Below are 21,601 nucleotides of genomic sequence, written 5' to 3'. Positions count from 1 at the left end.
TCGGAAATGCCGCAGATCGTGTGGTGCGACCCGAGTGACAGTAGCCGTAGCTACGGCCGAGGGGCGCAGCGAGGAAAAGCGCGTGCGCGGGATGCGGCATTTCCGGCGAAACCCGAAGGGCCGGTGCCTTTGCGGGGCCTCCGCTTCGTTTCGGCTCGCTCATTTGGGCCCACCAAACCACGCTCGCCGAAGCCAAACCGGAGCCTCCCGCAAAGGCACCGTCGCGCCCGCGCAGAGTTGTTCAGAGGTTCCTCCGGGTTCCTTAGCGTTCCAGGTACTTGATCTTGCCCGGAACGTCCTCCCATTCCTTGGCGTCGTCCGGTGCCGGCTTCATTTCGGCGATTACCGGCCATTCCCTCGAAAGTTCTTCGTTGATTTCGAGGAACTCGCGCTGATCCGCGGGCAGGTCGTCTTCCGGGTAGATCGCCTGCACCGGGCACTCGGGTTCGCACAGGGTGCAGTCGATGCACTCTTCCGGATCGATCACCAGAAAATTCGGCCCCTCGTGAAAACAGTCCACGGGGCAGACTTCAACACAGTCGGTGTACTTGCACTTGATGCAATTTTCGGTAACGACGAAGGTCATGTGCGGGATTCCGGGTTCGTTGCCAGGTTTGCCCGCCTTCAGGGCTCCCATGGTGGGGGAGGAGGCGGGCAAATGATAGACTGTATTTTAGCAGTTGCGCTTCCGGCTTTTGCCGGCGTGCGCCATCAACCAACAAAATCCCGGAACGGAAATCTGGCCATTGTCTGAGAAGGCAAGCATCATCCCCGAGAAGCGACACGGCATTCGTCCGGATCGCGTCAGCGCCAACGCCCGAAAAGTGGTCGAGCGGCTCCAGGAAGCCGGCTTCCTGGCGTATATCGTGGGCGGTAGTATCCGTGACCTGGTGCTCGGCCACGATCCCAAGGACTTTGATGTTGCCACCGACGCCACCCCCGAGCAGGTCGGTGAAGTCTTTCGCAACGCCCGCCTGATCGGCCGGCGTTTTCGGCTCGCTCACGTACGTTTCGGGCGCGAGATCATCGAGGTGGCGACATTTCGCGGCACCGGTGAAGGCGGGAAGGACGAACATCGCGAAGTCGATCAGGGTCGGCTCGTACGCGACAACGTCTGGGGCAGCGAAGTGGAGGATGCGCGCCGGCGCGATTTCACGATCAATGCCCTCATGTACGATCCGGAGACGTCCACCATTCGCGATTACGTGGACGGTTTCGAGGACTTGCTCAAGCGCCGCCTGAGGCTGATCGGCGATCCGGTGACCCGCTACCGCGAAGACCCGGTTCGCTTGCTGCGTGCCGTGCGTTTCAAGGTCAAGCTCGAGCTCGAGCTCGATCCGCCCACCGCCGGCCCGATCCCGGAAATGTCCGAACTGCTGCACGACATTCCACCGGCGCGGTTGTTCGACGAGATTCTCAAGCTGCTCATGGGCGGCAAGGCCTGGGCGACCTTCCAGGCGCTGGTCGGGTTCAATCTCTGGGAGCCGTTGTTCCCCAACCTGTTCGATGATCCGGGCAATCCGCCGGCACTGGTCGAGCAGGCGCTCAAAAACACCGACCAGCGCGTTGCCGAAGGCAAGCCCGTTACCCCGGCTTTCCTGTTCGCCGCCTTTCTGTGGCGGCGCGTGGAACAGCGTGCCGAAGAACTCACCGGCGAGGGGCTGCCGCCGGTCGAAGCACTCGCGGCCGCCGGCGAGGAAGCGATCGCCGAGCAGGCCGAACGTGTGGCCATTCATCGCCGCTTTTCCAGCATGTCCAAGGAAATCTGGTGCCTCCAGCCGCGCTTCGAGAAACGCCGCGGCAAGCGCCCCAAGCGCCTGATGGCCGAGCGTCGCTTTCGTGCCGCCTACGATTTCCTGTTGCTGCGGGCACTGGAAAACCCCGAGCTCCAGGAACTGGCCGACTGGTGGACCGCCTTCCAGGAAGTTGATGGCGGCGATCGCCAGGAAATGGCGCGAGCCGCGCCGGGCGGGGGTAAGCGCAAGCGTCGACGCCCCCGGAAGCGACGGTCGGCCGCGTCTTGATCGAAGCCTGGATCGGTCTCGGCGCCAACCTGGGCGACCGGGCCGCCACGCTGGATGCGGCGCTCGGGCGCATTGATCGCTTGAGCGACACACATTTGTGCGCTGTCTCCCGTTACTACTTCACGCCGCCCTGGGGTGATACCGACCAGCCCGAGTTTCTCAATGCCGCGGCCCGTGTGCGAACCGCACTGACGGTTGGCGAGCTGTTGCGCGGCCTGCTGGGCATCGAGCGCGATTTGGGGCGCGAACGGAGTAAACGCCGCTGGGGGCCGCGGGTGATCGATCTCGACCTCCTGCTCTACGGCGATCAATGCATCGAAGGCCCCGAGCTGACCGTGCCCCATCCGCGCCTGCACGAACGCGCCTTCGTTCTGGTGCCACTGCTCGAGCTGGCCCCGGATCTGGTCATCCCGGGTCGGGGTCGTGCGGATGCATTGCTTGGCCAACTGGACGATAATGAGCGCGCCGGCATTCGGCCGGGTCCCGAAGCGGGCTACTTACCCCCGAACGACGACGCAAAGAAACGCTGATGACCGCCGCGAGTCCCGTTACCGTTCCATCGCTGGCTGCGATGAAGGCCGAAGGCCGCCCCATAACGATGCTGACGGCCTATGACGCCAGCTTCGCCGGGTTGATCGACTCGGCCGGCGTGGACTGCGTGCTGGTCGGCGACTCGCTCGGCAACGTCATCCAGGGACGGGACTCCACCCTGCCAGTCACTGTCGACGACATGGCCTATCACACGCAGGCCGTGCGGCGTGGGCTTGAGCGTGCCCTGTTGATTGCCGATCTGCCCTTCATGAGCTACCACGACCAACCCACGGCCATGGCTTCAGCCGCTGCCGTGATGCGTGCCGGCGCGCAAATGGTCAAGCTCGAAGGTGGCGCGGCGCATGCCGGGACCGTGAGTGCGCTGGTTGCCAATGGCATACCGGTGTGTGCGCATCTGGGTCTGACGCCGCAGCACGTGCACCAGCTTGGCGGCTATCGGGTGCAGGGGCGTGACGAGGTGCTGGCAAGGCGCCTGAAGGACGACGCCGAATGCCTGGCCGAAGCCGGCGCAGCCATGCTGGTACTCGAATGCGTTCCGGTGCCGCTGGCGCGGGAGGTGGCGCAGTCCCTGGCCATTCCCGTCATCGGCATCGGTGCCGGCAGCGAGGTCGACGGGCAGGTTCTGGTGCTCTACGACATGCTCGGCATTTCGCCGGGTCGCGCCCCGAAGTTCGTGCATGATTTTCTCGCCGAGGCGGGGAGTGTGCGCGAGGCGCTCGAGGCCTTCGTGGCCGCGGTTCGCGAGCGCCGGTTTCCGACGGTCGAACACGCCTGGCAGTGATGCCGCGCGTTGACGAGACCTTGCCCCAGCTGCGCGAGTCGGTCGGCAGGCTGCGTGAGCGCGGTGATCGCATCGGTTTCGTGCCCACCATGGGCAATCTTCACCGCGGCCACCTCAGCCTTGTGGAGGAAGCCGGCAGGCATTGCGAGGCGACCGTCGCCTCGATTTTCGTCAACCCCACGCAATTCGGGCCCGGTGAGGATTTCGATGCCTACCCCCGGACCTTCGAAGCCGATCTCGATGCGCTGGAATCGGTCGGCTGTGACCTGGTCTGGGCGCCGTCGGTCGCAACCATGTACCCGCTCGAGCCGCCTTTCATGGTGCACGTGCCCGAGGCCCTGTCGGACTGCCTGTGCGGCCGCTCGCGCCCGGGGCATTTCGATGGCGTGGCGACGGTGGTGCTGCGCTTGCTCAACCAGGTGGCGCCCGACGTCGCCGTCTTCGGCGAGAAGGATTACCAGCAACTGCTGATTCTGAGGCAGATGGCAGGCGACTTTGCGCTGCCGGTCGAGATTCACGGCGCACCCATCGTGCGCGAGGAAGACGGACTGGCCATGAGTTCGCGCAATGGCTATCTCGACGAGGAGCAACGCGCGGTCGCGCCCATGCTCTACCGCGTGCTCGATGGACTTGCCGGGAAGCTGGCCGCGGGCGGGGATTTCGAGTCGCTGAAGCGGTGGGGTCTCGAAGGGCTGCGGGCGGCCGGTTTCAGGCCGGACTATCTGGAATGGCGCTCAGCCGAAGATCTGGGCGAACCGAAGGCCGGCGTACCCAGCCGTGTGTTCGGCGCCGCCTGGCTGGGCAAGGCAAGGTTGATCGACAACCTCCCGGTACCCCTAACACTTAACACTTAACACTTCACACTCATCCCTTCCCCACCGACTTCTTGCTCCGGATCCAGCTCATGATTTCCTCCCATTGCTCCCAGTCGGTCCAGGCCAGATAGGGCGGCAGGTCGGAGACGGTAAGGCCCCGTTCGAAGGCGCGCACGTAGTTCATCGAATCCCTGAGCTGGCCGACGACGGGAACGCGGAAATCGTCGAGAAAGCCGGTCAGCTCCCGAAAGATGATGGTGTAGGGTTTGACGCGATTGGCCACCAGGCCGACCCGCACATGACCCTTCTTGACCGGCTTGAGGTCGAGGAGGTGATTGAGAAAACGCCACGCCGAGCGCATGTCCACCGGCGACGGCAGTACGGGCACCAGGATCGTCTGTGATCGACGCACGATATTGTTCAGTTCGTGACTGCCCACGGCCGCCGGCGTATCGAGTACCAGCGTGTCGGATTCCGGGGGTGCCCGCAGTTGGCCCTTGTGGGGCTCGGCGGGAATGATTTCCGGATATTCTTCGGGACGCAGCGCCAGCCAGTCGGTGGCTGACTGCTGCGGGTCCATGTCGCCGAGTGCGACGGCGTGTCCTTCCCAGGCCAGGGCGGCGGCCAGCGATGTGGCGATGGTGGTCTTGCCGCATCCACCCTTGGCGTTGACGATGGCGATGGTTCGCATGACTCCGGCCCTCCGTTGTGTTTCGATCCCTTGGCAGTGTCCCCGTCAGGTCTGGCGCGGGTCGGGCAGCCCGGAATGGAGCAGCCACCGTTCCCGCTTCTCGTCGTAGCGCCACACTTCGCGGTGCTGGATCACGCGCTCGCGGGCGCTATGGACATGATACAACCGAATCTGGACATCGCGCTCCACGCGCTGGCCGTCGGGTTCGGCGAGGACACGTTGTACCCGATACTCGGTAACCCTGAATTGCCGCAGCCGCCGCAATTCCAGGTCGCGGATCGGGTTTGCGGCCAGCCAGTCGGGGTGGATCATGTCGACCAGGCCGTCATACTGGCTCCAGCGCACCATGTCCTGCCACCGGTCCATGGCCTGTTGGCGCTCCCGCTGCGCCTGGTTGCCGCCGGCGCAGGCGGCCAGGAGCAATACTGCCAGCAGGAGAATCAATAACTTACGCATCGGCTTTTCCCTCGCTGTCCCTCATCAGGGCAGCATACTTCGCCGAGAGCGTTGCCGCCACCTTGTCGCCGACCCGCAGTTCGGGCTCGAGCACCAGGCTGGCGCGGCCGCGATCGCGCAGGCGCGCCAGGAAAGCTTGCACGGCCGCTTCATCCGGCCAGCGACAGGTGGCCCGAAACGATTGCCCGACGGGTGCGATGAAACGGATATCGCAGCGCCCGATAACCAGGTCGGCGTCAATGTTCGCCCGGCGCAAGAGCAGCCGTGGAAGCGACCAGCCCGCCAGGATCATGGCGCTGGCCAGTGCGCCGCCGAAGGCCGTGCCCTTGTCATTGATGCTTGGTTCCAGCGGCAGGGTCAGCTCCACGCCCTCGGTATCCAGGCGGCTGACCGACAAGGCCATGGCACCGCCAAGCGGAATATCGGTCGTGAGCGTGTGTTCGAGCCAGTCGGCTTCGTCGATTTGTGTATCCATTCGGTCATTCTAGCGTCATACCGTAAAATAGCCTCATGCCCGCCGCTTCCGAACCATCCGCGCTGCCCTACGTCGCCCGGACGCTGATGCCGCGCGAGGTGCGCACCAACGGTGCCATGGCGGTTGCCCTGGGCGCGCTCGAGGGTGGTCTGGTCGGGGTCGTGGTCAAGACGCATTTCGCTCCGGTCGCCGATGCCGTCTGGGTCAACCTCTGCGTCGCCCTGGTTGCCGGATCGCCGGCTTTCGCGAATATCGTCAGTCTGTGGATTTCCGGTCTGGCCGAAGGGCGCAACAAGCCGGCCTGGGTCGCGCGACTGATGGCGGTGACCTGCGCGTTCCTGATCCTGATGGCGTTCGCGCCGACCAATGTGCTCGGGCTGGTGCTGATTACGCTGGGCATGCTCGTTGCACGCCTGGCCTGGGCGGGCGTGATCACCCTGCGTGCCGCCATCTGGCGCGCCAATTTCCCGCGCCAGGTGCGTGCCCGCATCACCGGCTGGATCACCATCATCTATTCTTTGACCATCGCCGCCACGGCGGCGGTGATCGGCCTGCTCATGAACTGGTGGCCGGAAGTCTGGCGCCTGGCGTTTCCGATCGCCGGCGTGGTCGGGCTGGCAGCGGCCTGGCGATACCAGGCCACCCGGGTTCGCGGTGGCCGCAGAATCCAGAACGAGGAACTCGATCAGCGACGCGACCGCAGCGGCGGGCAGCTTCGCGCGGCCTTCGAGATTCTCAGGGGTGATCGTTGGTACCGGCGCTACATGATCACGATGTTCGCCTTCGGGAGCGGCAACCTGATGGTCATCGCACTGCTGGTTGTCCTGCTCAACGAGCAGTTCGGCTTCGAGCGATTCCAGCAGGTGATGATCACCACGGCCCTGCCGCTGATCATGCTGTCGATCTTCACGCCGATCTGGGCCAGACGGCTGGATGCCGTACATATCCTGGACTACCGCGCCCGCCAGGCCTGGATGTTCGTGATCACCATGCTTTTCTTTCTCTCGGCGACGATCTTCGGCCTCAAGTGGCTGTTCTGGGTGGGCGCGCTGTCACTCGGCATGGCCTTCGCCGGCGGCAAGCTGGGCTGGAATCTCGGCCACAACGATTTCGCCAGGGACGACCAGTCGACACTCTACATGGGCATCCATGTGACACTGACCGGCGTTCGCGGCCTGATCGCCCCCCTGGTGGGGGTGGGCGTTTACCAGTTCCTGGAATCGCTGGAAGCCGGATTGGGTCGTTTCGTGCTGCTGTTTCCATTCCTGCTGACCCTGGGCGGGGCGGTCACATTCGTGATGCTTGCCCGGCTTCACCGAAAGGAGATTGAGGCTTCATGATGATTGAACTTCTGGTCGCGGCGGCTCTGGCCACTGAGTCCGACGAGCTGCCGCGACTTCAGGTTCGTGGTCGCGACATCACGTCGGAAGCGCCGCAGGCCACGGCGACGCTTTCCGAAGACGAGATCGGGCGGATTGAGCCGACCCACCCGGCCGAGTTGTTCTCGCGCCTGCCGGGTACATGGGTCACGCGCGGCAGCGGCCAGGAGCATCTCACTGCCATCCGTTCGCCGATCCTGTCCGGGGCGGGTGGCTGCGGCGCGCTGCTGATTCTCGAAGCCGGCATCCCCATCCGGCCGCCCGGCTTTTGCAACGTCAACAATCTCTTCGAGGTGAATATTGCCCAGGCCGAGGCCGTCAGCGTTCTGCGCGGTCCCGGCGGTATCGGGCATGCTTCGGGTGGCCTGCACGGCGTTATCGACATCATGCCCCGATCACCGCTGGCCAACCCGGAGAACCGTGTTCGGTTTGAAGCCGGCAGCAACGATTACTACCGGCTGGGCGCGTCACTGACCGGTGAGGCCGGAGCGGGCACTGTCGGCATCGATTTCACCGCCACCGACGCGGGCAGTTTCCGGATCGACGAGGGCTACGAACACCAGCTCGCCACGCTGCAGCATGCCGTTCCCATCGACGGCGGACAGTGGCGCACGATCGTCAGCGCTGCGCGCATGGACCAGGACACGGCCGGTTACACCCTGGGCTTTCGCGCTTTTGAGGATCCAGAACTCCGCCGGGTCAACCTGAATCCCGAGGCCTATCGGGAGGCCAGCGCCGTTCGGGTAATCTCCCGGCGGGAATGGCTGGACGGGCAAGGCGTTGAACACCGCCTGAGCGGCTTTGCCAGACGATCGGACATGACGTTCCTGCAGCATTTCCTGCCCGGCAAGCCGCTCGAGCGTAATGGCCAGATCTCGGCCGGCATCCAGTATGACCGGACCGATCCCGACAGCGGCTGGGACTGGGGTATCGATGCCGAGCTGTTTCGCGGTGATCTGTCGCAGGCCCAGGATGGACCCACGCAAGGCCCACCCTTCTTGGCCGAAATTCGCCCGCCCGGCCGGCACTACGACTACGTGGTCGACGGACAGCGTCTGGGCGGCTACCTGGCCCGGCGTTTCGAACTGGATCGCAACTGGGACCTGCGGGCCGGTGTGCATGCCGACTGGATCCGCTACGACTACGACAACCGCATGTCGACCGGCAACCTGGCCGAGGACGGTACTGCCTGCGATCTCGGCGGCTGTCTCTACAACCGACCGGCCGACCGCAGTGACGACTTCCTGGAGCTCGCACCCGAACTGACACTGAGCCGCGAACTCGATGGTGGCCAGGCCTGGTTGCGCCTGGCGCGTGGCTTTCGGGCACCGCAGGCGACCGAGCTGTATCGACTGCAACGCGGCCAGGATGTGGCCGATCTCGACCCCGAGCAGCTCGACGCCATCGAGCTGGGTGTCCGGAGAGACGGCCGGCTGGACTGGGAACTGGTCGCCTTCTACCAGCGCAAGCGCAACTACATTTTCCGCGATAGCGAGGGCTTTAACGTCAGCGACGGGAAGTCGGGGCATCGCGGTATCGAGTTTTCACTGCGCTACCCGCTGACCGAGACGCTCGATATCGGCGCGCGAGGGAGCTATGCGGTTCACTGGTACCGCTTCGACCGGGACCTCGGCGGCGAGCGAATCGTCTCCGGCCAGACGATTTCATCCGCACCGCGGCGTATGGCCAGCGCCGATCTGACCTGGCGGCCTGCAGGCGGGCTTACCGCGCAAGTGGCTGCGGAGCACACCGGCGAGTACTGGCTCAATGCCGACAATACCCGCCGATACGAGGGTCACACCCTCGTGCATGTGTCCGGTGAATACGCCCTGGCCGAACAGTGGCGAATCGGCCTTCGCCTGCGCAACCTGTTCGATCGACGCTACGCTGAGCGGGCGGACTATGCCTTTGGCAATTACCGCTACTTTCCCGGCGCGGGCCGCAGCGCGTACTTGACCCTCAATTGGATGCTGGACGGCTGAAGTTTAGTCTTCGAGCGGGCGGCCACTGCGTCCGTCCCCGCGAACAAAGCGCCCGGCGCCCTGCCGGGCCTCTCCGGACGCCAGTGTCGCCACCCCCAGTTGTGCCTCGTGAGCCAGGGCGTCTCGCTCGCCCAGGCTCCACTGCTCGAGGGCCGAGCGGCGATCATTGCGCAGGCACTGCTGCGGCAGGGTCGCGATCGATTCGGCCAGTTCGCATGCCGCGTCCAGCGCGTGGCCGTCGTCGACAACGCGGTTGACGAGACCGATCTGCAGCGCCTCGGCGGCGTCAACGCCGCGCCCGGTCAGGATCATGTCCATGGCATGCGAGTGGCCGATCAGGCGGGGCAGGCGCACGGTTCCGCCATCGACAAGCGGTACGCCGAAGCGGCGGCAGAAAACGCCGAAAACGGCCGATTGCGCGGCGACCCGAAGATCGCACCAGCAGGCCAGTTCCAGTCCGCCGGCAACCGCGTGGCCCTCGATGGCGGCAATCACCGGTTTGGACAGCTGGCGCCGGGTTGGACCCATCGGGCCTGGCTGTTCGGGTGCGACGCGTCGGGCGGTGTCTTCGCCGGCTGCAACGGCCCGAAGATCGGCGCCGGCACAAAAACTGCCGCCGGCGCCGGTCAGGATCGCGAGGTGCTGAGCCGGATCTCGATCGAATGCGGTGAACGCCTCGTCCAGCGCCCGCGCCGTGATGCTGTCGACCGCATTGCGGCGCTCGGGACGATGGATCGTGATTATGGTGACTTGACCCTGCTGGTCCACGGAAACGCTCATCGTTCGACACCTCATCGTGATTTTCGGGGTTTATCCTACCGGGAAGGTTTCCCTGCTTCAGGATCATTCCGCTCGCGCTACACTGTGGTTTTGGAACATGAACGGGCGTAAAAAGCGCGAACGCTGCGCTCACGAGGATTGTGTTGAACAAGGGATCTGAACAACAGCCCCCCACGGACGGCGAGACCGTTCTGGCGGAGACCGGCCGGACGGGAAACGAAGGACACGAGTCCTGTCTGGTCATCATCCGCGGCGCACGCCTGGGTTCAAGGATCGTTCCGGGCGAAGAGCCGCTGACGATCGGCCGGGCGATGGACGCCGACTTCCAGATTTCCGAAAGAAGCATCTCGCGCTACCACTGCCGCGTCTTCTTGAAGGAGGGGCGCTATTGGATCGAGGACCTGGGTTCGACCAACCACACCTGGCTCAATGACGAGCAGATCGAACGCGCCCCGCTGCGCGACGGCGACCTGGTTCGCGTCAGCCAGACGGTGCTGAAGTTCGTCGACGAAGGCAATATCGAAGCCGGCTATCATTCGGAGCTGCACGAGAGCACCATCCGCGACACGCTTACCGGGCTCTACAATCGCCGCCACGCCATGGCCGTGCTGGAGAAGGAAGCAGCTCGAGCCCGGCGCGATCAAGACTATTCACTCGCACTGGTCATTCTCGACCTGGACTTCTTCAAGGACATCAACGACGAATACGGTCACCTCGCCGGGGACAGCGTATTGAAGCGGCTCAGCACTATCGCCGCTGACCGGGTGCGGGGTAGCGACACCCTGGCGCGAATCGGCGGCGAGGAGTTCGCCCTGATTCTTCCGGATACCGCACTGGAGGAAGCCCGGCTGCTGGTCGAGGACATCCGGAAAGCCGTCGAGCGGGAAACTTTCCGCATCGGAGAAGCGGACCACACCATCACGCTGTCAGCAGGCGTGGCCACCTGGCAATCGCACATGCAAAGCATCAGCGAACTGCTCCAGGCCGCCGACCGGCAGCTTTACGAGGCCAAGTCCTCGGGCCGAAACCGCGTCTGTTAGGAAGTATCGGGCGACCGTTTTTTTTAAGCTTGCTATGCGGTGATTCCGTAGGAGGCCAGCAGGGGACCGAGTTCGGGGTCGCGCCCCCTGAATGCCTGCCAGGATGCCTGCATGGGTCGAGTCGACCCCACCTCGAGGATTTCGTGCGCGAGCTTGTGCCCGGTTCGTGTATTGAACAAGCCCTCTTTCCTGAACAGCTCGAACGCGTCGCGGGCCAGCTGTTCCGCCCAGAGATAGCTGTAGTACCCAGCAGCATAGCCGCCGTCGAACAGGTGGCTGAAACTCATCAGGAAGCGGTTGTATTCGGGCATCGGGAGCACGGCGACGCGCTCGTGGATTTCACGATGGATGGCGATCGGGTCGGGATCGGATCGGGTGTGCAGGGCGAGATCGCTCAGCGCGAACTCGATCTGGCGAACCAGGGCCATGGCACCCTGGAATTGCTGATCGGCCTTCAGTCCGGCGATCAGTTTTTCCGGCAGCGGCTCATCGGTATCGACATGGCGCGCGTAGCGCTCGAGGGCATCGGCCTCCCAGGCCCAGCCTTCCATCAGCTGGCTGGGCAGCTCCACCGCGTCCCACTCCACGCCGTTGATACCGGCCACCCCGGGCAGGTCCATGCGCGTGAGCAGGTGATGCAGGCAGTGGCCGAACTCGTGGAAGAGCGTGACCACGTCGTCGTGGGTGAGCAGGCTCGGGTGACCCTCCGAAGGGGGCGCAAAATTGCAGGTGAGGTAAGCGACCGGCAGCTGTTCGACGCCGCCGGCGAGCATGCGTGCACGACATACATCCATCCAGGCGCCGCCGGACTTGCGTGGCCGGCTGTAGAGATCCAGGTACAGGCCGGCCACGGTCTGGCCCGTTTCGTCGAGCACGTTGAAGTAGTGCACGTCCTCGTGCCAGGTGTCGATGCTGTCGTCGCCTTCGAATCGCAGCCCGAACAACGCCCCGGCCGTGGTGAAAAGGCCATTGAAAACACGCTCGAGCTCAAACCAGGGCTTGAGCATGGATTCGTTGATGCCGAGCTTTTCTTCGCGCAGCTTTTCGCTGTAGTAGGTGATGTCCCAGGGCGCCAGCGGTGTTTCGGCACCCAGGCCGGCGGCGAATTCGTTCAGTTCGTCGAGCTGTTCTTTTGCCTGCGGCCGGGCGCGCTCGGCCAGGTGGCAGAGGAAAGCATCCACTTCTTCAGCCGTATCGGCCATGCGCGTGGAAAGCTGCATGGCAGCATGATGCTCGAATCCGAGCAGCTTCGCCTGCTCATCGCGCAGAGCCAGCATCTCGCGCATGACGGGCCCGTTATCGAACTCGCCCCCCTGGGGGCCGGTCTCCGACGCGCGGGTGGCGAAGGCGCGGTGGAAGCGCTCGCGCAGCTTGCGATCGTCGGCATAGGTGAAGATGGCACGAAAGGCCGGGAAGCTGAGGTTCGCCATCCAGCCGTCCTGTCCGGCATCGCGCGCCATACCGGCGAGCAGGTCGAGCTCGGCCTGGGGCAGGCCGGCGAGTTGTTCGGCATCGTCGAAGGTCTCGCTGTAGGCTTCGGTGGCGTCGAGCACGTGGTTGCCAAAGCGATTGCCCAGCTCCGACAGGCGCAGGCTGATCTCGCCGAAGCGCTTGCGCTGGGCTTCGGGCAGGTCGACGCCGGCGAGGTGGAAGTCGCGCAGCTCGTGCTCGATGGTGGCTTTCAGGGAGGCAATCTGATCGGCAAAGTCGTCGCGATCGGCCAGTGCCTTGTAGGCCGCCCACAGTTTTCGATTATGCCCACGCTCGGTGTCGAAGCGCGTCATCGGCGCCAGGCAGGCCTCGTAGGCTTCGCGCCACTCGGGCGTGTTGGTGACCGAGTTCAGGTGCGAGATGGTCGACCAGGTGTTGGCCAGGGCATTGTCGGCCAGCGTTTCAGCCACGACCACGTTGTCGTAGTCGACCTCGTCGCCCAGGGCTTCGATTTGCTCGATGACGCCGCGATATTCGGCCAGGCGCTGCTCGATGGCCGGCAGGGCGTGTTCGGGGCGAATGCTCGAAAAGGCCGGCAGCCCGTCGGCCAGTAGAGGATTATCCATGATGTTCCTGAGTTATGTCGCTTACTTGACAGCCCGGATGCGCTGCGGCTCGTCGGCCAGCTCCTCGAGCAGATCCTCGATGCGTTCGAAAGCCTCGGTGAGTTGTTCGGCCTCGGGCAGCAGGGTGATCCGGAAATGATTGCGTTCGGGGATGTTGAAGCTCGAGCCGGGCACGATCAGGATGTGCTTGTGTTCGAGCAGTTCGGCGGCGAAGCGATGGTCGTCGAATTCGCCGAAAATGTCCGTGCGCACCGAGGGAAAGGCGTACATTGCGCCCATCGGCTTGACCAGTTCGAGAAAGCGACTCTTCTCGCAGGCTTCGACCACGGCCTGGCGCGATTCGAATAGCCGTCCCTCGCGACCGACCAGGTCGGCGATCGACTGGTAGCCGCCCAGTGCCGTCTGCACCGCCCACTGGCCGGGCACGTTTGCCGACAAGCGCAGCGCGGCCAGCTTCTCGACCGCCAGCATGTAGTCCTCGGCTCGTTCCAGGGCGCCGGTGAAGACCGCCCAGCCCACGCGCCAGCCGCAGGCGCGGTAGACCTTCGACAAGCCGCCGAAGGACACGCACAGGGTCTCGGGCGCCAGCGGCGCCATCGGCACGAAGCGCGCATCTTCATAGCAGATGCTGTCGTAGATTTCGTCGGAGAAGATGATCAGGTCGTGACGCGTCGCCAGGTCGGACAGCGCCTGCAGCGTTTCTTCCGGGTAAACAGCGCCGGTGGGGTTGTTGGGGTTGATCACCACGATTGCGCGCGTCTTCGGCGTGATCTGTTCCTCGATTCGCGCGACATCGGGCAGGAAACCGTCCGCCTCCCGGCACTGGTAATGCACCGCCTTGCCGCCGTTGAGCATGACGGCGGCGGTCCACAGCGGATAATCCGGCGCCGGCACCAGCACCTCGTCGTCGGGTTCGAGCAGCGAGCGCAGGGTCAAGTCGACCAGTTCGGAGACCCCGTTGCCGATCACGACCTGGTCGTAGCGGGTATCGGTCAGTCCGCGCGCCTGGAACTGCATCGCTACCGCCTCGCGCGCCGGGAAGATCCCGGCCTGCGGTCCGTAGCCCTCGGAGAAGGGCAGGTTGCGGATCACGGCGCGGCGCATGGTTTCGGGGGTTCGAAATCCGAAGGCGCCGGGGTTGCCGATATTGAGATGCAGGATGTCGTTGCCCTGCTGCTCGAGTTCGCGCGCACGCCGGGCGAGCGCGCCGCGAATTTCGTAGCGCACCGCCTCGAGCCGGCCGGCGGTCTGGAATGACGGTTTCATGCGGGTAATCATACCGTTTCGGCGAGCCTTCAGAAATGTGGCGAGGTTTCGTTGATGGAAAATTCGTCCACAGATGAACACGGATGAACACAGATAAAGAAACTTCAATTAAAACGGGAGACGATGGAATACCCGATTGGGTGGGTGGAATCACTTTCGTTGATGCAGATGCGTTAATCTTTCTAATCCCACCTATCCGAATGCCCCGAGGAAAGAACACCGATGTCGAGAGTTTTACTGCTTGCCGTCTTGCTGGCGCCGCTGGCGCTGGCCGAGACGCAGACGCCTTATCCCGAGCCGACACCCTCTCCGCTGGCCGGGCTGGATTATCCGTATTCGCTGTTTCCCGACAGCGCCGACCATGATCCCGCTATCCCCCTTCCGCAGTCCGTGCTGGGCTTCCCGGTGGGGCAGCAGGTCGCAACTTCCAGCCAGATTCTCGAGTATGCGCGCCGGGTGGCCGAGGCTTCGAACCGGGTCGAGCTGGTCGAGTACGGCGAGACCTTCGAGGGTCGGAAGTTGGTCTACCTGGCTGTGTCGTCGCCTGACAATCTCGCGCGCCGCGAAGAGATTCAGGAGGGCATGGCCGCACTGGCCGATCCGCGTGACTCTTCCACCGGGGAGCCTGAGCGGCTGATTGACGAGTTGCCGGCTGTGGGCTGGTTCGGTTACTCGATCCACGGCAACGAGAGCTCCGGCTCGGACGCCTCGCTGGCAGTGCTTTACCACCTGACCGCCGACCGTTCGCAGGCGACCGCCGAATTGCTCGAAGACCTGGTGGTGATCATCGATCCCAACATGAACCCCGACGGCCGGATGCGCTTCGTCAACGGCGTGCACCAGTCGCGCGGCGAGCAGCCCAATGTCGACGACCAGTCGCTGGTACACAGCGGCTACTGGCCTTATGGCCGGGGCAACCACTATCTGTTCGATCTCAACCGCGACTGGCTCTACGCTCGCCAGCCCGAAACGCGCGGTCGCATTCCGCATGTCATCAACTGGAAGCCGCTGCTGTTCGTCGACATCCACGAGATGGGCTCGCAGGACACCTTCCTGTTCTCACCCCCGCGCGAGCCCTACAACCCGCACCTGCCGCACCAGGGCAGTGACATGGGCAACCGCTTTGCCGACGACCAGGCCGCCGCCTTCGACGAGTTCGGTTATCCCTACTATTCGGGCGAATGGAACGAGAACTGGTTTCCGGGGTATTCGGACGCATGGGCCGCCCTTCGCGGTGCGCACGGCATACTCTATGAACAGGCACGCATCGCCGACGATGGCGTGCAGCGACCGAGCCATCTGCTCAGCTACCGGCAGTCGGTACATCATCAGGTGCTTTCGACCTTCGCCAACCTGGAAACCCTGCGCGAGAACCGCCGGGAGATGCTGACCGCCTTTGCCGAAGACAAGGCCGCCCTCGTTTCCGGCCGCGGACCCTACGGGGAGCGCAGCTTTGTCTTTCCGCCCACGGCCAACCAGGGCCGCATGAATGAACTGCTCGGGTTGCTTGCTATCCAGGAGATCGAAACGCACCGCCTGACCGAAGACCTGCGTGTTTCGCGAGTGACCGATCGACTGGGTCGCGATCGGCGCGGTGTAACGCTTCCGGCCGGTTCCATCGTCATCCGCAATCGCCAGCCCGAGGCACGCCTGGTGGCGGCGATGTTCGAGTTCGACCCGCACATCGGCGAGTCGGCGCTGGAAGCCGAGCGCGAGAGTATTCTGAAAGAAGGCCGCAGTACGCTCTACGACACCACCGGCTGGAACATCCCGATGATGTTCGACCTGGAGGCGCTGAGTGTACCCGAGCACCTGACCCGTTCGATCGAACGTATCGAGCCGGTCCGCGTCAAGGGTGATGCCGGGACAGCCGATGGCGCCATCGCGCTTGTTGCATCGGGTGATGACGACCGCAGCGTGGCCCTGGCCGCCCGGCTGATGGAGCGCGGCCTGAATGTGCGCGCGAACACCCGCGAGTCCGAGTTGGAAGGGGTCGAGCTACCGGTCGGTTCGATCGCCGTCACCCGTGACGACAATCGCGATCTGGACGACTGGCAGCAACAGGTAGTCGACGCAGCCGGGGAGCTGGGCCTGGCGGTAGAGCCGGTCGGACACGGCCGGGCGCCGGGCGAAAAGGCGGACCTCGGCGGCGGCTACTGGGAATTACTGCAGCAACCGAAGATTGCGCTAATCGGGCGCGGCAGCAGCAACATGCTTGATTTCGGCGCCGCTTGGTACCTGCTGGATCATCGACTCGGCATTCGCCACAGCCATCTCGACGAAGGGCGGCTCGGCGGCGCTGACCTGCGCCGCTACAATACCCTCTACCTGCCCGATCGCCGGGGCGGCAGCCTGCCCGACGCGCTTGCCGGGGAACTCGAAGCGTGGGTGAAGGCCGGCGGTACGCTGATTGCCGTCGGCAGCGCGGCCCGGGGTCTGACCGCGGGTGAAGAGCCACTGATTTCGGTGCGCACGTTGTCGCAGGTCGTAGAGGAAGATCTCGGCGAGTACCAGGATGCCTTGTACCGGGAGTGGCAGGCCCGTCACGATCCCCTTCCCGACTCGATCTGGAGTCATGCCGCCGAAGCGACCGCGCTTCCCTGGGAAGGCCGGGACGACAGCCTGCCGTCGGCGGATGCTCGCAAGCGCCGGGATGACTGGCAGCGTCTCTTCATGCCCTCGGGCGCGCTGGTGGCCGCGCGCAACGATGAGGAGCATTGGCTGACCGCCGGTACGGGCGAGTACCTGACCGGCCTGTTTTCCGACTCACCGGTGCTGATGAGCAAGCCACCGGTCGAGGCGCCGCTGCGCATGGGCGTGTACACGGAAGCCGACAAGAACGCCCGCTTGCTCGGCTGGTCGCCGGTCCCCGAAGGCCGGGAACTGCGCGTGCGGGCCGGAGGTCTATTATGGCCGGAGGCGCGCGAGCGCATTGCCAACGGCGCCTGGGTCACGCGCGAATCGGTGGGGGATGGTCAGATTATCCTGTTTGCCCACCCGCCGGCATTCCGCGCGGCACAGATCGGTGCCATGCGGATTCTGGAGAACGCGCTGATCCTCGGTCCCGGTCTGGGTGCGGATCAGCCGGTTACCCTGCCTTGATTGACGGCGGACCCGTCGCTTCGCGGCGGGTTCCGGCGTTATGCTAGGCCATTGAGTTCCACCACCACATCACGGAGCGATATCGTGCAGGTACAAGGCGTCTATACAGCCCTGGTCACGCCCCTCGACGAGTCGGGGGAAGTCAATTACGACGCGCTCGGCGAGTTGCTGGAAAAACAGATTGCCGCCGGCGTGTCGGGGGTAGTGCCGATGGGCACGACCGGCGAATCGCCGACGATGTTCAATGCCGAGCACGACGGCGTCATTCGCTACGCGGTCGAAAAAGTCGCCGGTCGGGTGCAGGTCTGGGCCGGCACGGGTTCCAACAATACTCAGCAGGCCATTCGTACCACGCGCGAAGCCCGGGAGGCCGGCGCCGACGGGGCGCTGGTGGTCACCCCCTACTACAACAAGCCCTCACAAGCCGGCCTGTTGCGCTACTTCCGGGAAATCGCAGACGGCGGCGGGTTGCCGATTATCGTCTACAACATCAAGGGTCGAACGGCGGTCAATGTCGAGACCGAGACGATGGCCGAGATCGCCCGCATTCCCGAGGTCATCGCGGTGAAGGAAGCTTCCGGCGATATCGGACAGATGGGCGATGTCATCGATTGTCTCTGTCATCATGGCGACGATCCCTTCTGGGTGGTTTCCGGCGACGATGCGCTGACACTGCCGTTGATGAGTATCGGCGGCCACGGCGTTATCTCGGTGGTCTCCAACCTGGTCCCCGAGCGCATGGTGGCGCTGGTCGATGCCGCGAAAAAGGGTGATTTCGAGACCGCCCGCGCCATCCACTTCGAATTGTTGCCTCTGTTCAAGGCCGCCTTCATCGAGACCAACCCGGTTCCGATCAAGACGGCGATGAACCTATGCGGCCTGAATGCCGGCGATGTGCGAAGCCCGCTGGCGCCGCTGACCGAGGCCAGTCGGCAACGCCTTGAGGTGATCTTGAGAGAAATGCGGTTGATGGACTGACGGCATTTTTACGTAAGCACTATAGTGTCGTGACGGAAAACCGAAGAGGAGTGCTTGCGTGAGGGCACCGTTCCGTAATACCGAACGTGCCTACGGACTGGTGAGCCAGGGCTTTCACTGGCTGATCGTGGTCCTGATCATCGTCCAGTTCATATGGGCCTGGCGCATCGACGAGATCGACGGTCTGCGCGATCGACTCGAGCTGGTCACGCAGCACAAGACCATAGGCATGACCATCCTTTTCCTGGCGCTGCTGCGACTATTCTGGCGGCTGTTCAACCGCCCGCCGCCGCTGCCTGCACACATGTCGCGCTGGGAACAAAACGCCGCCCACGCGGGTCATTGGTTGTTGTATGGCCTCATTATCGCCATTCCGCTTTCGGGCTGGGCCTATTCCTCGGCTGCAGGCTACGGTGACTACTGGTGGGGTCCGATCGATTTCCCGAGCATCGTGGCGAAGGGCGAGGAACTGGAAGAACTGTTCGAAAGCACGCATGAGTGGCTCACCGACACGCTGGCGATCGTCGCCATCGGTCACGCGCTGGCCGCGCTGCACCACCACTTCTGGCGCAAGGATGATGTATTGAAAAGGATGCTGCCGATATGGCGAAAGGAATGATGCTCGCACTGCTGATGCTGCCCGGATTGAGCCTGGCCGACTGTTTCCGGGCGGACCAGGAAGATGGTGAATTGAAGTTCATCGGCGCGGCCGAAGGCAACCGATTCACCGGTGAGTTCGGCGAGTTCAAGGTATCTTTGTGCATGGACGCACGCGACCTGGAGAGCGCCGGAATCGATGTGGTCGTCAAGACCGCCTCCGCCGATACTGGTGACGGCCAGCGCGACAGCGAACTGCACGGCGAGAATTTCTTCCACGTGGAGGAGTATCCCGAAGCGACCTGGGAAAGTACCGATATTCGTGCCGATGGCGAGGCTTTCGTTGCCGAGGGCGATCTAACCCTGCGCGGCATTACCGGCGATCAGACGGTGCGGCTACGGCTTTCGGACGACAAGCCGCCGGTACTCAGCGGCAGTGCCGAGATCATGCGCCTGGACTGGAACGTTGGCACCGGCGACGAGGATTTCGAGGACACCGATTTCATCCGCAACCGCGTCGACCTGGAATTCGAGCTGCAACTCCAGCCATACTCTGGGGGATAAAGAGTCGGTCACCGCGGATCGTGACCGTTTTGGTCATTCGAATTTGTTTCGAATTTGGTGCTTGTGATTTGAAAATTTTCGGTTTCAGTCATTGCCCCAAGATTGGAATGGCTCCGAATGGTTAATGCAGCCCGGGAATCATTCTTCTGCCACTCCGAGCCGCTTGTGCATGATCGGTGAGGTAGTCGTGTACTGCACGAACTGGCGCTGCTCGGGGTAGACGTGTTTCTGCACGCCGAATGCTGCCAGCGCGCTCTCGTGGAATCCTGAGAGGATGAATTTCTTCTTGCCCGGGTAGGTGTTGACGTCACCGATGGCGAATACGCCCTCGATCGAGGTCTGGAATTTCTCGGTATCGACCGGAATCTGTTTTTTCTCCAGGTCCAGGCCCCAGTCGGCGATCGGTCCCAGGTCTGGCGCCAGGCCCCAAAACACCAAAACCTCGTCGCCCTCGACGGTGAACTTGTTGCGCTCGAGGTCCATCATGTCGAAGCCCGTGAAGCGGCCGTCCTCGCTGTGCACCTGGGTGATGATGCCCTGGCGTTCAGAGACCTTGCCCTCGGCAGCCAGTGCGCGCACTTTCTCGACCGAGGCGGCCGCACCGCGGTACTCGTTGCGGCGGTGGATCAGGTCGACGGAGGCGGCGATTTCCGCCAGATCCATGGTCCAGTCCAGCGCCGAATCACCCCCGCCCAGTATCAGCAGGCGCTTGTCGCGAAAATACTCACGATCGGTAACCTTGTAGTGGATCTGGTCGCTGGTGACCTCGTCGATGCCCTTGGCCTTGAGCTTTCTGGCCTGGAAGGCACCCAGCCCGGCGGCGATGATGACCGCGCCGGCGTCGAACTCCGTGCCCGCGGAAGTCACCACGGTGAAGCGCCCATCCTCGCGCTTTTCGAACTTTTCCACGCGCTGGCCGAGATGAATCCCGGCATGGAAAGGCTTGATCTGCTGCATCAGTTTGTCGACCAGCTCCTGCGCGCCAATCACCGGCCAGGCGGGAATGTCGTAGATCGGTTTTTCGGGATAGAGTTCGGCGCACTGGCCGCCGACCTGGGGCAGGGAATCGACCAGTTCGGCCTTCAACCCCAGCAGGCCGAGTTCGAAAACCTGGAACAGGCCGACCGGGCCTGCGCCGACGATGACCGCATCGGTCTGGATGGGCATGGAATGACTCCGCGAGTTCGATTCGAGTTGCGTTGTCTATGATAACCGGGAGTGGGGCTTTTTCAGTTGCCAGTGAGTCCGTGATCGGTGATCAGTGGTCAGTGGTCAGTGGTCTGATTTATTATCGGGCAGATGCACAGACTACAGATCACAGACAACAGACTCCGAGATGACTGAGCAACGCGACATCAAACTCCACCCCGAATGGCTCGAAGCCATCGGCGATGAATTCGAAAAGGACTACATGAAGCGCCTGCGCGCCTTTCTGCTGGAACGCAAGCAGGCCGGGGCCACCATCTATCCACCGGGGTCGCAGATCTTCAACGCGCTTGACTCAACGCCCCTGTCGAAAGTGAAGGCCGTGATCCTGGGGCAGGACCCATATCACGGACCGGGACAGGCACACGGGCTTTGCTTTTCGGTGCAGAAGGGCGTGCGCCCGCCGCCGTCGCTGGTCAATATCTTCAAGGAGATCGAGGCCGACCTCGGCTATCCCCCGCCCGATCACGGCTGCCTGCAGGCCTGGGCGGACCGGGGCGTGCTGCTGCTCAACGCCGTGCTCACCGTTGAGCGTGGCAAAGCCGGCGCGCACCAGGGCAAGGGCTGGGAACAGTTCACCGACGCAGCCGTGCGCGCCGTCAACGAGCAGTGCGAGAACGTGGTGTTCCTGCTCTGGGGCAGCCAGGCCCAGAAGAAGGGCGCCGGGATCGATCGCCAGCGCCATCTCGTGTTGAAGGCCCCGCACCCTTCGCCCCTGTCCGCCCACCGCGGTTTCTTCGGCTGCCGGCATTTCTCGAAAGCCAATGAGTGGCTCGAAAGCCGGGGCGTGGCGCCGATCGACTGGCGTCTTTAGACCTTGTCGGAGACGGACGCCTTATCGGATCTCGACACGCAT

Annotated in this window: 20 protein-coding genes; 12 read left to right on the top strand and 8 right to left on the bottom strand. The window is 63.8% G+C overall.

The annotated features are described in order from the left end of the window. Positions 1-262 precede the first annotated feature (262 nt). Entirely contained in the window at positions 263-586 is a 324-nt protein-coding gene (gene fdxA / locus DZK26_RS12150; RefSeq protein WP_116899050.1) for a ferredoxin FdxA, read from the bottom strand. Positions 587-746: 160 nt separating this feature from the next. Between fdxA and pcnB the strand changes: the two genes are divergently transcribed. Genes pcnB through panC form a run of 4 tightly spaced genes read left to right on the top strand, consistent with a single transcriptional unit; the run spans position 747 to position 4,211 of the window. Further along, positions 747-2,024, top strand: coding sequence for a polynucleotide adenylyltransferase PcnB (gene pcnB, locus DZK26_RS12145; protein ID WP_181918463.1), 1,278 nt, complete (start codon positions 747-749; stop codon positions 2,022-2,024). Further along, the gene (folK, locus tag DZK26_RS12140; RefSeq protein ID WP_116898960.1) at positions 2,021-2,554 is read left to right on the top strand and encodes a 2-amino-4-hydroxy-6-hydroxymethyldihydropteridine diphosphokinase; all 534 of its coding nucleotides are present in this window, start codon (positions 2,021-2,023) and stop codon (positions 2,552-2,554) included. The genes pcnB and folK overlap by 4 nt, the downstream gene beginning before the upstream one ends. Continuing rightward, positions 2,554-3,357, top strand: coding sequence for a 3-methyl-2-oxobutanoate hydroxymethyltransferase (panB, locus tag DZK26_RS12135; protein ID WP_116898961.1), 804 nt, complete (start codon positions 2,554-2,556; stop codon positions 3,355-3,357). Before folK ends, panB begins: the two co-directional genes overlap by 1 nt. Further along, positions 3,357-4,211, top strand: a complete 855-nt coding sequence (panC, locus tag DZK26_RS12130; protein WP_116898962.1) for a pantoate--beta-alanine ligase — start codon at positions 3,357-3,359, stop codon at positions 4,209-4,211. Before panB ends, panC begins: the two co-directional genes overlap by 1 nt. A 10-nt stretch (positions 4,212-4,221) precedes the next feature. Here the strand turns inward: panC and DZK26_RS12125 are convergent, their stop codons facing one another. From DZK26_RS12125 to DZK26_RS12115, 3 genes are read right to left on the bottom strand one after another with little or no spacing between them, the layout of a single operon-like run. Continuing rightward, entirely contained in the window at positions 4,222-4,863 is a 642-nt protein-coding gene (locus tag DZK26_RS12125) for a ParA family protein (RefSeq protein WP_116898963.1), read from the bottom strand. A gap of 45 nt (positions 4,864-4,908) precedes the next feature. Continuing rightward, on the bottom strand, positions 4,909-5,319 hold the full coding sequence (locus tag DZK26_RS12120; protein ID WP_147306706.1) for a hypothetical protein: 411 nt from the start codon (positions 5,317-5,319) through the stop codon (positions 4,909-4,911). Beyond that, positions 5,312-5,794: a YiiD C-terminal domain-containing protein gene (locus tag DZK26_RS12115; protein WP_116898965.1), complete on the bottom strand. Its 483-nt coding sequence runs from the start codon at positions 5,792-5,794 to the stop codon at positions 5,312-5,314. Before DZK26_RS12115 ends, DZK26_RS12120 begins: the two co-directional genes overlap by 8 nt. Before the next feature lie 35 nt (positions 5,795-5,829). On the opposite strand from DZK26_RS12115, the gene DZK26_RS12110 reads away from it, so the two are divergent. Together DZK26_RS12110 and DZK26_RS12105 are read left to right on the top strand one after the other, a co-directional pair. Beyond that, a complete protein-coding gene (locus DZK26_RS12110; protein ID WP_116898966.1) occupies positions 5,830-7,134 on the top strand; it encodes an MFS transporter in 1,305 nt (434 codons plus the stop codon). Further along, entirely contained in the window at positions 7,131-9,155 is a 2,025-nt protein-coding gene (locus DZK26_RS12105; RefSeq protein ID WP_116898967.1) for a TonB-dependent receptor, read from the top strand. The genes DZK26_RS12110 and DZK26_RS12105 overlap by 4 nt, the downstream gene beginning before the upstream one ends. A 3-nt stretch (positions 9,156-9,158) precedes the next feature. On the opposite strand, the gene DZK26_RS12100 is transcribed toward DZK26_RS12105, so the two are convergent. After that, a complete protein-coding gene (locus DZK26_RS12100) occupies positions 9,159-9,935 on the bottom strand; it encodes a crotonase/enoyl-CoA hydratase family protein (protein WP_116898968.1) in 777 nt (258 codons plus the stop codon). A gap of 143 nt (positions 9,936-10,078) precedes the next feature. Here DZK26_RS12100 and DZK26_RS12095 point away from each other — a divergent pair, with 143 nt between their 5' ends. Further along, positions 10,079-10,975, top strand: a complete 897-nt coding sequence (locus tag DZK26_RS12095) for a GGDEF domain-containing protein (protein WP_147306707.1) — start codon at positions 10,079-10,081, stop codon at positions 10,973-10,975. Between the two features lie 32 nt (positions 10,976-11,007). On the opposite strand, the gene DZK26_RS12090 is transcribed toward DZK26_RS12095, so the two are convergent. Next, complete coding sequence (locus DZK26_RS12090) at positions 11,008-13,032, bottom strand: M3 family metallopeptidase (protein WP_116898970.1); 2,025 nt, start codon at positions 13,030-13,032, stop codon at positions 11,008-11,010. Between the two features lie 21 nt (positions 13,033-13,053). Next, positions 13,054-14,298 (bottom strand): aminotransferase class I/II-fold pyridoxal phosphate-dependent enzyme, encoded by a 1,245-nt coding sequence (locus DZK26_RS12085; protein ID WP_220337236.1) that lies wholly within the window; start codon positions 14,296-14,298, stop codon positions 13,054-13,056. A 222-nt stretch (positions 14,299-14,520) separates the two neighbouring features. On the opposite strand from DZK26_RS12085, the gene DZK26_RS12080 reads away from it, so the two are divergent. The 4 genes from DZK26_RS12080 to DZK26_RS12065 all read left to right on the top strand — a co-directional run bounded on the left by DZK26_RS12080 (position 14,521) and on the right by DZK26_RS12065 (position 19,539). Further along, a complete protein-coding gene (locus tag DZK26_RS12080) occupies positions 14,521-17,400 on the top strand; it encodes a M14 family zinc carboxypeptidase (RefSeq protein WP_116898972.1) in 2,880 nt (959 codons plus the stop codon). An 84-nt stretch (positions 17,401-17,484) separates the two neighbouring features. Continuing rightward, a complete protein-coding gene (dapA, locus tag DZK26_RS12075; RefSeq protein WP_116898973.1) occupies positions 17,485-18,378 on the top strand; it encodes a 4-hydroxy-tetrahydrodipicolinate synthase in 894 nt (297 codons plus the stop codon). Positions 18,379-18,436: 58 nt separating this feature from the next. Further along, complete coding sequence (locus DZK26_RS12070) at positions 18,437-18,997, top strand: cytochrome b (RefSeq protein ID WP_116898974.1); 561 nt, start codon at positions 18,437-18,439, stop codon at positions 18,995-18,997. Next, on the top strand, positions 18,982-19,539 hold the full coding sequence (locus DZK26_RS12065; RefSeq protein ID WP_116898975.1) for a YceI family protein: 558 nt from the start codon (positions 18,982-18,984) through the stop codon (positions 19,537-19,539). The genes DZK26_RS12070 and DZK26_RS12065 overlap by 16 nt, the downstream gene beginning before the upstream one ends. A 138-nt stretch (positions 19,540-19,677) precedes the next feature. Here DZK26_RS12065 and DZK26_RS12060 read toward each other — a convergent pair whose 3' ends face one another. Further along, on the bottom strand, positions 19,678-20,706 hold the full coding sequence (locus DZK26_RS12060; protein ID WP_116898976.1) for an NAD(P)/FAD-dependent oxidoreductase: 1,029 nt from the start codon (positions 20,704-20,706) through the stop codon (positions 19,678-19,680). A gap of 169 nt (positions 20,707-20,875) precedes the next feature. On the opposite strand from DZK26_RS12060, the gene ung reads away from it, so the two are divergent. Continuing rightward, a complete protein-coding gene (gene ung, locus DZK26_RS12055; RefSeq protein WP_116898977.1) occupies positions 20,876-21,559 on the top strand; it encodes a uracil-DNA glycosylase in 684 nt (227 codons plus the stop codon). The last annotated feature ends 42 nt before the right edge of the window (positions 21,560-21,601 follow it).

The organism is Wenzhouxiangella sp. 15190, from assembly GCF_003417465.1.
In the GTDB taxonomy this organism is placed as follows: domain Bacteria; phylum Pseudomonadota; class Gammaproteobacteria; order Xanthomonadales; family Wenzhouxiangellaceae; genus Wenzhouxiangella.
Note: the sequence above shows the minus strand (reverse complement) of the source record. Positions and strands in the feature narration are given on the sequence as shown.

Excerpts from the sequence above, each read along its gene's own strand:
- fdxA (WP_116899050.1), bottom strand. The coding sequence starts at position 586 with ATGACCTTCGTCGTTACCGAAAATTGCATCAAGTGCAAGTACACCGAC.
- panB (WP_116898961.1), top strand. The coding sequence starts at position 2,554 with ATGACCGCCGCGAGTCCCGTTACCGTTCCATCGCTGGCTGCGATGAAG.
- panC (WP_116898962.1), top strand. The coding sequence starts at position 3,357 with ATGCCGCGCGTTGACGAGACCTTGCCCCAGCTGCGCGAGTCGGTCGGC.
- DZK26_RS12125 (WP_116898963.1), bottom strand. The coding sequence starts at position 4,863 with ATGCGAACCATCGCCATCGTCAACGCCAAGGGTGGATGCGGCAAGACC.
- DZK26_RS12120 (WP_147306706.1), bottom strand. The coding sequence starts at position 5,319 with ATGCGTAAGTTATTGATTCTCCTGCTGGCAGTATTGCTCCTGGCCGCC.
- DZK26_RS12115 (WP_116898965.1), bottom strand. The coding sequence starts at position 5,794 with ATGGATACACAAATCGACGAAGCCGACTGGCTCGAACACACGCTCACG.
- DZK26_RS12110 (WP_116898966.1), top strand. The coding sequence starts at position 5,830 with ATGCCCGCCGCTTCCGAACCATCCGCGCTGCCCTACGTCGCCCGGACG.
- DZK26_RS12105 (WP_116898967.1), top strand. The coding sequence starts at position 7,131 with ATGATGATTGAACTTCTGGTCGCGGCGGCTCTGGCCACTGAGTCCGAC.
- DZK26_RS12100 (WP_116898968.1), bottom strand. The coding sequence starts at position 9,935 with ATGAGCGTTTCCGTGGACCAGCAGGGTCAAGTCACCATAATCACGATC.
- DZK26_RS12090 (WP_116898970.1), bottom strand. The coding sequence starts at position 13,032 with ATGGATAATCCTCTACTGGCCGACGGGCTGCCGGCCTTTTCGAGCATT.
- DZK26_RS12085 (WP_220337236.1), bottom strand. The coding sequence starts at position 14,298 with ATGAAACCGTCATTCCAGACCGCCGGCCGGCTCGAGGCGGTGCGCTAC.
- DZK26_RS12080 (WP_116898972.1), top strand. The coding sequence starts at position 14,521 with ATGTCGAGAGTTTTACTGCTTGCCGTCTTGCTGGCGCCGCTGGCGCTG.
- DZK26_RS12065 (WP_116898975.1), top strand. The coding sequence starts at position 18,982 with ATGGCGAAAGGAATGATGCTCGCACTGCTGATGCTGCCCGGATTGAGC.
- DZK26_RS12060 (WP_116898976.1), bottom strand. The coding sequence starts at position 20,706 with ATGCCCATCCAGACCGATGCGGTCATCGTCGGCGCAGGCCCGGTCGGC.
- ung (WP_116898977.1), top strand. The coding sequence starts at position 20,876 with ATGACTGAGCAACGCGACATCAAACTCCACCCCGAATGGCTCGAAGCC.